The organism is Puniceicoccaceae bacterium (assembly GCA_040224245.1).
Classification (GTDB): Bacteria; Verrucomicrobiota; Verrucomicrobiia; order Opitutales; family JAFGAQ01; genus JAKSBQ01.
This window is the reverse complement of sequence record JBEGIR010000099.1, coordinates 26,132-39,729: the sequence shown is the minus strand read 5'-3', so window position 1 is coordinate 39,729 and position 13,598 is coordinate 26,132. Positions and strand designations below refer to the sequence as shown.

The window sequence follows — 13,598 nt, the reverse complement described above, 5'->3', positions numbered from 1 at the left end:
TGAAATGACTGGGATCTGCATCTGCATGGCAAAATGCAGAGCAGGTTGCATTCCTGATCGATTCGCTCCTTGCTGAAAGTGGTCTCTGTAGGAATGGGAGAATTCCCCATTTCTGCAGGGAAAGAATTCATGCGCACTAGAGCGTGGGTTGGCGAAGGGAGTCGTCCAGTTGCATGGGGTAGGTTTCACCAATGATCCAGTCCCGCCGGCAGGGTTCGCGCAAGAATGCGTTGAGTTCGGGACGGTTGGTGATGCGTCCCTGTGCGGCATCCCAATCGAGACGCCCGCCGAAGCGTTGTGCAAGCACACCGAGAAGGGCCACCTCGGTGAGGCGTGCGGCGTATTCAAATCGGGAACCCGGCAGTGGGCCTTCGCCCTTGATGGCGGCGACCCATTCCTTGAAGGGATCTTTTTCGACGGTGCGTTCGTAGCGTTCTGCGGGTTGTCCGTTGCGGGAGAATGCAATCATTTCCTCACGGTTGACCAATCGCGGATTGTTGGAACGCTCATCGAGGAAAAGGGTATTCTCACTTCCCTCAAAATAGGAACCCCGTGCAGGGACTGGACCCCAGCTCCACTTTTCCGGGCGTTGTGGGCGAAGACCCCCATCATACCAGAAAAGGTCACAGGCAGGATGGTTTGCGCGTGCGGGGAAGTGCCACTTGACGATGGAGCGGTCCGGGATGAACGTCAGGCCGTTGTCGCCGTCCTTGCCGATCAGTTCCACGTATTCGGGTTGGTAGAGGCCCAGACTCCAGACGGGTCCATCACAGGTGTGGCAAAACCAGTCTCCCAGCATGCCAGTTCCCAAATCCCAGAACGAACGCCATTTCAGTGGATGATAGTAGGAGCTGAACTCCCGGGGGTAGAGTGGACCCAGCCAGAGATCCCATTCGAGTGTTTCCGGAATTGCTTCGAAGGGAGGTGGAAAACTGGGAGGTTTCTGGAACCAGCGGTTGCCCCATTTGGGACCCGATTCGAAACTGTGCACGGTTTTGACCTCACCGATGAGACCGTGTTCGATCCACTCCCGTGCCTGGCGAATTCCATCATAAGTATGACCTTGGTTGGCCATGTTGGTGATGAGGTGGGGCTTTTCGCTTGCCGCCTGGAGCAGTGCGCGGGATTCCCAAACGGTGCGGGTAAGCGGTTTTTGCGTACAGACATGACAGTCGTGCTGCATCGCCCAGAGCGTTGCGGCAAAATGCGTGTGGTCTGGAGTGGAAATGCAAACGGCGTCAATTTCGCCACCCATTTTGTCAAACATTTCCCGGAAGTCGCGAAAGGTTCTGGCGTTGGCAGCGTTGGCATGGGTTGCCTTGGCTTCGTCGAGATAGGTGGAGTCGACATCGCAGAGCGCAACCCAGTTTTCATTGGGGGTTCCCGCATAGGCCATGCTTGCAATGTTGCCCGCACCGATCATGGCGACATTGAGGCGGCTGTTGGCGGGAATTCCCGCTCGGCCAATGCTGAACAGTGGGGCTACAAACGCAGCGGCTGTGGCGCCGCTGGCAGTTTTTACGAAATCACGTCGATTCATGGGGTGAACATTCAGATTGCAGAAATGGGCGTAGCGAGGGGTGTTCGCAAATGCCGGAATTGAATGGATTGCAATAGGTACAGAAGGATGCCGCTGTCAACCCTGCATCGCTCAAGTGTCAGGGTGTCCAACCAGAGAGAATTTGCGGGGTTCTAGAACTCGGCATTGCCCGGGGTGCGGGCAAACGGAATGACATCGCGAATGTTGGGTACACCTGTCACAAGCATGAGCAGACGCTCAAACCCCAGTCCAAATCCGCTGTGAGGGACCGAGCCGTATTTGCGCAACTCGGTATACCACCAGTAGTCTTCAGCTTCGAGACCGTGGTGCTGAAGGTTGGATTCAAGCACATCGAGACGTTCCTCTCGCTGGCTTCCCCCAATCACTTCACCAATGCCTGGCACGAGCAGGTCCATGGCAGCGACTGTCGACTGGTCGTCATTCAGACGCATGTAGAAGGGTTTGATCTGCTTTGGGTAGTTGAAGACTGTAACAGGTGTGCCGAAGTGTTTTTCGGTGAGATAGCGCTCGTGCTCCGATTGCAAATTGGTGCCGTGAGCGACGGGGTATTCGAACTCTTGGCCCGACTTGAGCAGCAACTCAACCGCCTCAGCATAGGCGATGCGATGAAAGGGAGTGGAGCGAATCTTGTCCAGTCGATCCGTCAAACCCTTGTCGACAAAGCGGTTGAAGAGTTCCAGCTCGTCGGCACAGCTTTCGAAAGCGTCGTCGATCAAATATCTGATGAAGGTTTCGGCGAGATCCATGTCACCGATCAGGTCACAGAAGGCCATTTCGGGTTCGATCATCCAGAATTCGCTGGCGTGGCGAGCGGTGTTTGAATTTTCCGCCCGAAAGGTGGGGCCAAACGTATAGACTCGGGAAAGTGCGGTGGCAAAAATTTCGGCTTCGAGTTGCCCGCTGACGGTGAGGTAACTCGGACGTTTGAAAAAATCCCGGGTTGGGTCAATCAGTTTGCCATCACTGCGCGCCTGGTAGGGATCGAGTGTGGTGACGCGGAACATTTCGCCGGCGCCCTCACAGTCACTGGCGGTAATGATCGGAGTGTGGATGTAGTGGAAATCACGTTCCTGAAAAAACCGGTGAACGGCGAATGCCATTTTGCTGCGCACACGAAAGACGCTTCCGAACAGATTGGTGCGCGGGCGCAAATGGGCGATTTCACGAAGAAACTCGATGGAATGCCCCTTTTTTTGCAGTGGGTAGTCGCTTGGGCAGGCTCCGATGACTTCGATGGAATGTGCCTGAACCTCCCATTGCTGACCTTTGCCCTTGGATTCCACGAGCGCTCCCCGCACCCGGATGGAGGTTCCGGTGCCGATTTCTTCAATTTCCGCGTAGTTGGGAAGATCGCTTTGAGCAATGATCTGTAGGTTTTTGAGGCATGAGCCGTCATTGATTTCAATAAACGAGAACGACTTGTTGGATCGCCGTGTACGCGTCCAGCCGCAAACTTCTACCGAGTCCTTGGCAGACTCGCTATCAAGAATCGTTTTGATCAGCATGGTGTTTGGATCGGCGCAGCATGTCTGCACCGTGTCAATGTGTTGTCGTTGGAAGCTTAGTTCTGTGCAGGTTGTCCCAGTTTCAGCGACAGCAGTTGATCCATGATTGCCTGGTAGCGGGCGAAACCTGAAAAGCCCTCCAAGCTGCTGGAAATGGCGGCATAACGGGCATCTTCAGCCGTCACTTCCGGAGTGTTTCTTGCAGTAATTTTGAGAAAATATCCAGCATCACCAACGGTGATCATGTCGCTGACCTCACCCTGCTTGAGTGGTTCCATGGCCTGGAGCAGTTGGAAACTCAGACCTTCTGGCCGGTCGGCAAAGGTGAACGACTCGTAGGTTTCGAGTGCGAGACCCTCCGCTTGAGCAATGGCAGCAAGATTGTTGTCAGACTGTGAAATTGTATCTGCGATTGCCTGGCCTTTCGCAGCAAAGGCCTCCTGTTTTTGGGATTCTCTGTAGTCGGCTTCAACCTGTGCGCGTACCTCGCTGAGCTGCGGAATGCGCGCAGGAGCACGGGATTCGAGAAATCCTACCAGAAATTTGCTGCGATCACGGTTTGCGATCACATCGGTGAAGTAGCGGTTGCCGCCCAGGCGCATGGCAGCATCGTAGAGTTCGGCAGGCACCACGCCGATGAGTTGAGTGGATGCTGCTTCGGTGAACGGTGGCAAGTCCTTGAGGCGAATGCTGTGATCGAGAAGCATTTTCTTAAATTCGACGCTCTGGTAGGGAATGTTCTCCTCGAAGAGTTTGCTGATGAATTCGTTGGCAACCTCCTCTGCGAGGGCAGTGCGGCGTTCGGCGGCCCAGGTATTGAACACCTGCCCCCGGATTTGCGCAAAAATCTCAAGCGGAGCTGGAGCGACCGCATCCTCACCCTCTGGAGTCAGAGCCTCTTCGGCCTCAGCAAACTTGCTGCGCTGGGTGAGAAAGTAGCGCTGCAACTCCTCATCACCCGGATCTGCTACGGGTCCACTCACCTGATCAGCTCCAAATTCCACGAACTGGAGGGTGAACTCCTCAGGGATGCGATAGGTCAACTGCTGTTCTGCAAAGTAGGCTTCAATTGCGGCATCGTCGATCTCCAAGACTGGGCTGAAAGTGGTATAATCAAGCTTTGCAACTTCGACAGACCAGGTTGTCTGCTCCCGTGCCAGCGATGCGAGTACTTCTTCTTCAAAAAGAAATCCGGGTTGGGTCATGAGCGTGTCGAGCTGCTCGAGACGAAAATCTTCCTTGAGCACGGCCATGACAAATGAATCGTTGATCAAAGCGTCGGACTGGAGGGTGGAAACAAAATTCTCCAACAGTGCTTTTTCAAAACGTCCCGATGCATTTTGGAAGGCGCGCTTGCTTTTGAGGAAATCTGCGAGCTGTGACTCAGTGGGGTTGGGTATCGAGAGTTGGTCCGCAAGGTGCAAGCGCACTTGTCGTGTCAGCATCTGCTCCTGAAACTGGCTGTCATCAAACTGCCGGATGCCATCCAGATAGCGGCTAACCATGGTGGCACTTTGCAGTTGTTGCACCTGGCCGGAGGAGTTCAGATCGATTCCGTAGAAATCGCGCTGAAAGTTGGATCGCTCATCGGGCACGATTCCTGGTCCGGCACCAATGGTGAATACAAACGCAACAATGATGATAGCGAGCAGGACGGAGAAGATAATTTTCCCACGTTTTTGCAGGAGATTGGCAATCCAAGAAATCATAGTTCAGCTGTCTGGAAGTCAGTTAGGTGATAAAACCTTATGCCCTAACCATGCATCTGCCGATTAGCAAGCGCATTGATGAGTGTGTGGGAAAATCTGGAGTTTTTTGCATTCGATCCGGGAATGAAACGTGGGGTCTGCATCTTTTTTCAATCGATTGCAAGGATTGCGTGTACGAAACTCAGTGCTATTTGACATTGCATTGCGGTCGACCAAGCTTGCCTGCAACTGAAACTCACCCGGTTTACCATGATCAAAGACCTGATCCGATTCCTCTCTGAAGACATCTGGCGCCTGCGCCAGCGCGATTTGCCAAAAGGAAAGTCCATTGGACTCAAGGCCCTTCGTGTTGTGCTCTATGCATTCAAGGGGTTTAATGAAGACAAGTGTCAGCTGAGCGCGGCTGCGCTGACGTTTTGGACCTTGTTCTCGATCGTGCCGCTTTTTGCCATGGCCTTTGGCATTGCGAAGGGGTTTGGACTGGAGAAGTTGCTGCGGGAAGAGCTTTACCAGCAAATCCAGGGTCAGGAAGAGGTGATGGCGCGCATCATCGAGTTTTCGGAGCGCATGCTGGAAACCACCTCCGGGGGATTGATTGCGGGGATCGGTCTTGGCATTTTATTTTTCACGGTAATTCGGCTGTTGGGGAATATTGAAATGTCCCTCAATGAAATCTGGGGTGTGAAAGAACATCGCAACTGGGTGCGCAAGTTCAGTGATTACCTTGCGATCATGGTCGTGTGCCCCTCACTCTTGATCGTTGTCAGCAGTCTCAATGTCTACATCGCCACAAAAGTGGAAAACATGACGGAGCAGGTGGAAATCCTGAACATGTTCAGTCAGTTCATTCAGTTGGGGCTGAAAATCCTGCCGTTTTTTGTTCTGTGGAATCTTTTCTCGTTCATTTACGTCGTGATCCCGAACACTCGGGTGAACATTATTGCGGGAATCGTGGGCGGAGTGGCGGCTGGAACGATTTACCAGCTCTTTCAGGGACTCTATCTCAACCTGCAGTTCTGGTTTTCCAGCACCAATGCGGTCTATGGTAGTTTTGCAGCACTGCCGCTCTTTCTGTTCTGGCTGCAGACAAGCTGGCTGATCATGCTGTTGGGAGCTGAGATTTCGTTTGCTTACCAGAATGTCGATACCTATGAGCTGGAACCAGACTGTCTGAAGGCCAGTGAGCGCTTTCGCAAGCTTGTCGCGCTACAGATCGCCACAGTAGTGATCAAGGCTTTTGTGTCAGGCAAGGCACCTGTGTCTGAGTCGTCTATTGCGGAAAAAGTGGAGATGCCAAGCCGACTGGTCAAGGATCTGCTGCACCAGCTCGTGCAGTCGGGAATATTGATTGAATTGCGTTCTGCCGGGACCCGGGAGATGTCCTACACTGCAGCCAAGGATCCAGATTCGCTTACAGTGAGTCACGTTCTGAACGCCATGGAGATGCAGGGTCTGACGGAAGTTCCCGTTCCCGAATCTTCAGAATTTCAACGCCTCAAATCTCTCCTGAATGAATCGGATGTGCTGCTGCGGGATCAGTCGCTCTCCCTCGCGCTCAAGGATCTTTGACTTTCATTCCCGGAAGAGCGTGACGTTTCCGTGATATCCGCAAACAGGGATCAGGCACAAAAAAAGCCCCGAAGAAGGAGCTTTGAGAGATGAAAAATATGGTGTCAAGGGAGGGATTCGAACCCTCGACCTCAGGCTTATGAGTCCCACGCTCTAACCAACTGAGCTACCCTGACACACTGAGAAAGGCTTTAGCAAAAAGCTTGAAATGGAGATGTCAATACTTCGCTCGAAAAAGATGAAATTTGTCAATCATGCAGACATGCGTCCCGACCCGGGCCTGAACCTCAACATCAGCGAAGTCCGCGAGGCAAACCACCACCGCCCGGAAGGTTGGGCATTCCCCCCTGTCCCTGCATGGACTGGAGCTGTTTCATCATTTTGCGACCCTTGGCCCCTTGCATTTTTTTCATCATCTTGTTCATCTGGGTCTGCTGTTTGATGAGCTGGTTAACATCCTTCATCTGCACTCCAGATCCCTTGGCAATGCGCATGCGCCGACTACCGTTGATCAAGTTGGGATTTTGCCGCTCTCGCGGAGTCATGGAGAGGATGATGGCCTCGGTGCGCGCCATCTTGCGGTTTTCCTCATCCCCGATCTCGACGTTGCTCATCCCGGGAAGCAGGTTCATGATGGAACCAAGTGACCCCATTTTTTTGACCTGTCGAAACTGCTTGAGCATGTCCTCAAAATTGAAATTTGCCCGACGCATCTTTTCCGCGAGTGCTTCGGCTTCATCCTGATCGATGGTTTCCTGGGCGCGCTCGACGAGAGAGACCACGTCACCCATCCCAAGGATGCGGGAGGCGATACGGTCGGGATGAAAGACCTCAAAGTCTTCCACTTTTTCACCCGTTCCGATGAATTTGATCGGGAGTTCAGTGATTGATTTCATGGAGAGTGCGGCTCCACCGCGAGCATCTCCATCCATTTTGGTCAGCACCAGTCCGGTCAATCCGACAGATTCGTGAAAGGACTGGGCTACGTTGACTGCCTCCTGTCCCAAGGCACTGTCGGCAACCAGCAGAATCTCATCGGGTTGAACGGTTTTTTTGAGATCCTTGAGTTCCTGGATCAGCTTGTCATCGATCTGCAGGCGACCTGCGGTATCGAACAGGAAAAGGTCTGCATTGCCCTTGAGCAGCTGGGCATGACCTTTTTTGGCGATGCCCGGCACGTCGCGACTGTTGCGGTCACCGTAGAAGGCGAACTGATTGTGGGTTGCGAGGGTTTCGAGCTGGTCGATGGCAGCGGGACGGTAGATATCGCAGGCGATGAGTCCGGGGCGATACCCCTTCTTTTCGAGAAGCTTTGCCAGTTTGGCTGCAGCGGTGGTTTTCCCCGCACCCTGCAGGCCGACCAGCATGACCTTGAGCGGTTTTTTGTCGAGCAGGGTGGTGGTTCCCTCACCGAGCAGTTTGACGAGTTCGTCGTGAATGATCTTCACTACCTGTTGCCCGGGAGAAACGGACTTGAGCACCTCCTGCCCCACGCAGAGTTCCTTGACGTTGTTGATGAACTCACGGGCTACCTTGAAGTGCACATCAGCAGAGAGCAGGGCGGTGCGCACTTCTTTGAGTGCCTCTGCCATGTTGTCCTCGGTGAGCTTGTTTGTGCCGCGCAGTGAGCGAAGCGCAGCATTCATCTTGTCAGTCAGTGATTCGAGCATGGTAATTAATGGTCTTTGCCTTTGGAGGAACGCTATGTCACACCATTTTCTCTGGATGGCAACAAGAGTTTTCCGGTAGGAGCACGGGGTTGTTGGGATAGAAATCCAAGTTTCCTCGGATGGATTGTTCTGCCTGTTTCAGCCCTTTAGGGCTATCGTTGCGATCAAGTAAACAGCATCCAGGAATCGGTTTTACCCCACAACAAGGGTTTGAAAAACGGTCGAAGATCGTTGGGTTGTTGCGGATTCAGCTGCAGGAACCAGTTCTTCTTTCACCGGGAGTCGAAAACTGAAACACATTCCCGTTGGGAAGTGAACGGTTGGATTGATTTCAAGGCTGGAACCAAAGCGATGCAAAATGCGTTGCACAATCATCAGCCCAATACCACAACTGTCGACGTTCACTTTGGGTCGCCCTGAGAACTTCTGGATGATTTCTTTTTGAACTTCGGAAGGGATTCCAGACCCGTTGTCGTCTACACTCAACCGCACGTAATCCTCTCCTTCGGGACTGGCGGAGATCACGAGCTTACGGGGAGTTCCACCGTATTTTAATGCATTGCTCATCAAGTTGTCCCACACTTCTTCGAGCCAGGCTGGATAACAATAGACCTCGGGCCATTGCTCGGGCCACTCTACTTCAACTGTTTGTTTCTTCCGAAGATGACTCAGTCCCTCCCAGGCCCGTCTGGCAGGGAAAGCCGGATTGGTTTTGACGATCTGGACAGGTTTGCGTTCGAAAAGCGCAAGTCGGAGTAATCCGTCAACGGTCGAAAGCATGCGATGGGATTGTTGCTCCAGTGAATCCAATAATTCCATTGAAACGGCATCCAATTTATCCTGCCACTCCATGCGAAGATGCTCAGTGCCGGATGCAAAGCTTGCCAGAGGGTTCTTTAAATCGTGGGCGACCATCCGGGTATACGCTTCCAAATCTGCGTTGAGTCGTCTTGCCGTGATCAAATCGCCATACAACAGTCGATATTGATCAAAAAGGGTTCCAATCAATCCAGCCATCAACGCGATGAGTCCGTGGGCAGCGACGTAGGAAAGGCTCATTGCACCTACTGAATCCAACGTGTCGAACCATGAGATGAACACCAAGTGTGCAACTAAAGTGAGGACTGTTGCAAGTAAGGCAGTTCTACGGCTCCAACCCCATGCTGCAATTACAATGGGAATCAAGCCCAGCATGATCGCTCCCATTCCGAATACTGCATATCCGCAAACGAAGAGAAACGGATATCCCAGAAGCAATGCGACTGCAACAGGTCGGTAGCGCTTGCGGCTGGCCAGCAAGCGTTCAATCATCACTCTTCGTGGTGCCTGCATTCTATTGATTAAACTGGAGCATGAGACTTGCGAGTCAACCGGGATTTCTGCTCTACATGCAATTATCATTCCTGAATGCATCCGTTCTCACAAAGAACACAGGGAAACGAATTCCATCCGATCTTGCCTTTGCAAGTATGGAGATACAGGATGAGGGATGAAAATTACTCCCCCCTTTTTCATCATTTTGCTCTGCATTGCCTGTGGTATTGCAAGTGCATCTGAAACACAGCAGCGTGTGATCTCGAAGTCGGATCTGCGCGACGCGATTGAAGGTTATTGGATTGGTCAGTTGGCTGGAAACTACATTGGTTTTCCCTTTGAAAACATGTATCAGGACGAGCCGATGCCCCTGTTGGTCAAGCGCTACTATACGTGGAAAGACGCCGAAACTGAAGGACTATTGATGAATCTGGAGGATCGGCGGGCGTATCTGCCCATTCTTGCTGACGCTTTGGGTGGTTCTTGGAGTGATGATGACAGCGACATCGAATTTGTCTACCTTCATGCGGTGGAATCCCATGGACTCGATTTGAACTATGAACAGGTTCGCGAGGCATGGATGAACAGCATCAACCGGTTTGTGTGGGGTGGCAATGCCGTTGCGCGCAAGTTGATGGATGAGGGGCTGATTCCTCCTGCGACGGGCAGCAAAGCAAACTCATCGCAATGGTATCGCATCAGTTCCCAGCTCACGACTGAGATTTGGGGAGTGTTCTACCCTGGCATGACGAAGCAGGGCGGTGATCGTGCGGTATGGGCGGCACGTATTTCGACGGATGACTGGGCAACACATCCTGACCTGTTTTTTGGCACGCTCTTCAGTGCGGGATATTTCGAAAAAGACATGGATCGCCTCATTGAACTGGGGCGCAATGCACTTCCGGAAGACAGTCCCTTCCGCGAAGGCATCGACTTGCTTGTGCAGTGGCACGAGCAAGGTTTGCATTGGCGCGAAGCGCGAAAGGGACTGCATGAGCGATACTATCATCAGGTTGGTGATTTTGTAGTTCCTGCGCCCGAGTGGGGTGCCATCATCAACGGATTGGCAGGCGTGCTGGCCATGCTCTACGGGGAAGGTGACTGGTTGGAAACAGTGGCAATTGCAACGGCTGCCGGGTATGATTGCGACAATCAGGCTGCGACTTGTGGAGCGTTGATGGGGCTGATTCATGGGGCTGCTGCCATTCCGCGCAGTTTGACGCATGAGATGCCGAGCCGCAGTGAGTGGAGTGAAGCCTTCAACGACACCTACATCAACTACTCCCGTGATGGGTTGCCCGCATACAATCGAAACAGCGATATCATCGACCGAATCCTGGCAGTTGCCGGGCAAGCCATTGTTCGGCAGGGCGGAAAGCTCCTTGAGACTGCGGACGGGGAAATGTATGAAGTCGTGACGGATTTCTGAACGGAAGGATAATGCGTTCATCGCGCGAACCCGACACCTATTGGGTCAGGCATCGTCAATAAGGCAGGTCGCCATCGGGGACCAGAGGTCGAACACAGGGCGAGAGCTTTGCGATTCATTCAAGATCCTTGCAGGCCTGGGCAATGAGTTCGAAGGAGTGCAGACGGGCCTGATGGTCAAACACATCGCTGACCACAATGAGTTCGTCGGCTCGGGTTTCCTCAATTAAGGAACGAACGCCTGATCGTACCGTATCCGGGCAGCCATAGATGGAGCGGGTCAGCATCTGACCAGCGCGGACTCGTTCAAACGCAGTCCAGTAATCGTCAATGTTGTTGATGGGTGCACGGCTGAGAGCTGGTGTTCCCCGCAGCAGATCCGTAAAGGACATTTGCTGGCTGGTCGCCAGTCGACGGGCTTCGTTGTCAGAATCAGCCGCGATGATGTTGACTCCCACCATGGCATACGGCTTTTTGAGCTGAGCGGAAGGGCGAAAGGAGTCGCGGTAAATTTGAAGGGCGGACAACAGTTGTGCCGGAGCGAAGTGGGATGCAAAGGCGTAGGGAAGTCCGAGGTGTGCTGCCAGTGACGCTCCAAATTTGCTGGACCCAAGGATCCAGATCGGCACATTCGTCCCAGCGGCGGGAACGGCCTGCACGCGTGCGGTTGGTTCTGTTTCGGCAAAGTATTGCTGCAGCTCGATGACATCTTGCGGAAATGTGTCTGCTGCAGAGGGAGAGCGACGCAGTGCGCGCAGGGTGGCTTGGTCGGTCCCCGGAGCGCGCCCCAGCCCGAGGTCGATGCGATCAGGAAAGAGGCGGGCGAGGGTTCCGAACTGTTCGGCAATGACCAGAGGTGGGTGATTGGGCAGCATGATGCCGCCAGCACCGACACGGATGGATTTCGATCCGGCAGCAATGTGAGCAATTGCGATGGAGGTAGCCGCACTGGCAATGCCGGGCATGTTGTGGTGTTCGGCAACCCAGATACGGTGGTAACCGTAAGTCTCAGCGTGGTGTGCCAGATCGCGGGCCTGGTCCAGTGCAACTCTGGCGTCAGTTGCTTCGGTGATGCGAACAAGTTCGAGAATGGAAAGCGGTACCATGAAAATGCGAATTAGCGGTGAGTGCAGTTGCGATAAACCGAAATCCTATCGCATTCGCACTGGCTCGCAAGCCGTGCTGGTAACGAATCTCAAGCGTATCCATCTTGTGCAGGTCTGATACGTGGAGTTCCTCCACAGGAGCAGATATTCAGCGGCATTTTAGCGTTTAGTCATTTGCCAGGGAGTCGTCCATCCGGGTGTTCGACACCAGGGCGACAAACTGGCTGCACGGGGACCAGCTGGGCACATTGATCGTCCCCTGTCCACCGTAGACATAGGCAATGGTACGCGGCACACCTCCCTTTGCAGGCATCAGGCGTAGGTACACATGCTGATAGAACGGGTGGTCCGTCGGGTCGATGTCGGGCGGATATGCCAGGTAGACGATCCACTTTCCGTCGGGTGAAATGTGAGGGAACCAGTTATTGTAGGCATCAAAAGTGACTTGTTCCGGATCGCTGCCATCGGCGCGCATACGCCAGATTTGCATCGTGCCGGTGCGCACGGAATTGAAATAGATCCATTCTCCGCTGGGGGAGTATTCGGCTCCGTCGTCCAGCGTCGGTTCATTCGTCAGTTGCGTTTCCTCGCCTGTCGCGATGTTGATCTTCCAGATGTCATACTGTCCATTGCGTTCGCCAGTGAAAAGCAGTTCGCGGTTATCCGGTGACCAGCCATGCAGATAGGAATGCCCACGGGAGGGATCGGTGATTTGCGTCGGTTCGTCGCTGCCGTCGACAGGCAGGGTATAAATCACAGAAGTCCAATGGGGTTCCACATGATGGCTGATGCCGAGTTGGGCACCGCCCCATGACAGAACATGATCGTTGTTATTGCGGATGCATGGACCCGTGTTCAATGGTTCCGGTTTGCCGCTGGCCAGGTCAAAACGAACCATGCGCCCATCTGCATTGTAGATCAGGAATTTCCCGTCGGGAGTCCAGTTGGGTGCCTGCAGGGATCGGTTTTCACTGTGAACGATGCGGCGGTGTCCGCTGTGCACGTTCAGGATTTCGATGTGGCTGCCGAGGTAGTCCCGGTAGGGAACAAAATCCGGTTCTGCCGGAATAATGATGCGCACATTGCGGAAGATCGCAGTTTCGGTGGTGTCTGCAAGATGGGAGCAGATGAAGAGTCCTGCATACACTTCGTCATGGAGGTCCACTTGTTGGCTTACCGATTTGAAATCCTCACCCAAGACAGCAGCGGAGAGAGTGAATACGTTTCCCTTACGCGTGAACTGAATATCGGTGGGGTGGAACACGCTCAACTGGACTTCCTGCGTATCGGCCCCCTCTGCCGTGCGAAACTGCAGGGAAGTCAATGTATCACCGTGAACTGAGGCATTGGCGTGGGCGGAAGCTGCGGATAAGTCGTTGCGCGCCATGATGCCGATTTTTCGGTGCTCGTGGGACCCCTTGCCCACAAATTCAATCGTAGCGCGTATGAGAAAGTCACCCTTGAGCTTCTGGTAGGCAAAATGGAACTGATCCTCGCCAAACCACATGTTTTCACCAGCACCAGTCAAGGTGTAGGTTTGGGTGTCGGCATCGTAACGAGCTGAGCCGGGCGTGGTTGGGTCACCGACATCCTGATGGTGTTCAAAGATTCCAAGTGGGGTATGGGAGTGCATGGTAGCAAAGCTGGGACTGAGCGCAAACGCGAGCGCGGCGGTGATCAACAAACGGGATGGTTTCATGGGGGGTATTGGGGAAACGTGGACAGTCTCTCCAAAA

General features: G+C 53.6%; 9 protein-coding genes and 1 tRNA gene. 2 read left to right on the top strand and 8 right to left on the bottom strand.

The annotated features are described in order from the left end of the window. Positions 1 to 136: 136 nt before the first annotated feature. The 3 genes from ABQ298_16285 to ABQ298_16275 form a co-directional block, all read right to left on the bottom strand. Positions 137 to 1,540 carry a Gfo/Idh/MocA family oxidoreductase gene (locus tag ABQ298_16285; protein ID MEQ9825942.1) on the bottom strand — a complete coding sequence of 468 codons (1,404 nt, stop codon included), beginning with the start codon at positions 1,538 to 1,540 and terminating at the stop codon, positions 137 to 139. 152 nt (positions 1,541 to 1,692) lie between these two features. Then, a complete protein-coding gene (gene asnS, locus ABQ298_16280) occupies positions 1,693 to 3,066 on the bottom strand; it encodes an asparagine--tRNA ligase (GenBank protein ID MEQ9825941.1) in 1,374 nt (457 codons plus the stop codon). Positions 3,067 to 3,122: 56 nt separating this feature from the next. After that, entirely contained in the window at positions 3,123 to 4,775 is a 1,653-nt protein-coding gene (locus ABQ298_16275; GenBank protein ID MEQ9825940.1) for a hypothetical protein, read from the bottom strand. Positions 4,776 to 5,024: 249 nt separating this feature from the next. Between ABQ298_16275 and ABQ298_16270 the strand changes: the two genes are divergently transcribed. Further along, positions 5,025 to 6,344, top strand: coding sequence for a YhjD/YihY/BrkB family envelope integrity protein (locus ABQ298_16270; protein ID MEQ9825939.1), 1,320 nt, complete (start codon positions 5,025 to 5,027; stop codon positions 6,342 to 6,344). Positions 6,345 to 6,443: 99 nt separating this feature from the next. On the opposite strand, the gene ABQ298_16265 is transcribed toward ABQ298_16270, so the two are convergent. From ABQ298_16265 to ABQ298_16255, 3 genes are all read right to left on the bottom strand, one after another. After that, positions 6,444 to 6,520, bottom strand: a tRNA-Met gene (locus tag ABQ298_16265). Between the two features lie 117 nt (positions 6,521 to 6,637). Further along, positions 6,638 to 8,014, bottom strand: a complete 1,377-nt coding sequence (gene ffh / locus ABQ298_16260; protein MEQ9825938.1) for a signal recognition particle protein — start codon at positions 8,012 to 8,014, stop codon at positions 6,638 to 6,640. A 192-nt stretch (positions 8,015 to 8,206) separates the two neighbouring features. Further along, entirely contained in the window at positions 8,207 to 9,073 is an 867-nt protein-coding gene (locus ABQ298_16255) for a HAMP domain-containing sensor histidine kinase (protein ID MEQ9825937.1), read from the bottom strand. A 430-nt stretch (positions 9,074 to 9,503) separates the two neighbouring features. On the opposite strand from ABQ298_16255, the gene ABQ298_16250 reads away from it, so the two are divergent. After that, positions 9,504 to 10,757: an ADP-ribosylglycohydrolase family protein gene (locus tag ABQ298_16250; GenBank protein ID MEQ9825936.1), complete on the top strand. Its 1,254-nt coding sequence runs from the start codon at positions 9,504 to 9,506 to the stop codon at positions 10,755 to 10,757. Positions 10,758 to 10,872: 115 nt separating this feature from the next. Here the strand turns inward: ABQ298_16250 and ABQ298_16245 are convergent, their stop codons facing one another. Continuing rightward, entirely contained in the window at positions 10,873 to 11,862 is a 990-nt protein-coding gene (locus ABQ298_16245; protein MEQ9825935.1) for an LLM class flavin-dependent oxidoreductase, read from the bottom strand. A 166-nt stretch (positions 11,863 to 12,028) separates the two neighbouring features. Then, positions 12,029 to 13,561: a biopolymer transporter TolR gene (locus ABQ298_16240; protein ID MEQ9825934.1), complete on the bottom strand. Its 1,533-nt coding sequence runs from the start codon at positions 13,559 to 13,561 to the stop codon at positions 12,029 to 12,031. Positions 13,562 to 13,598 lie beyond the last annotated feature (37 nt).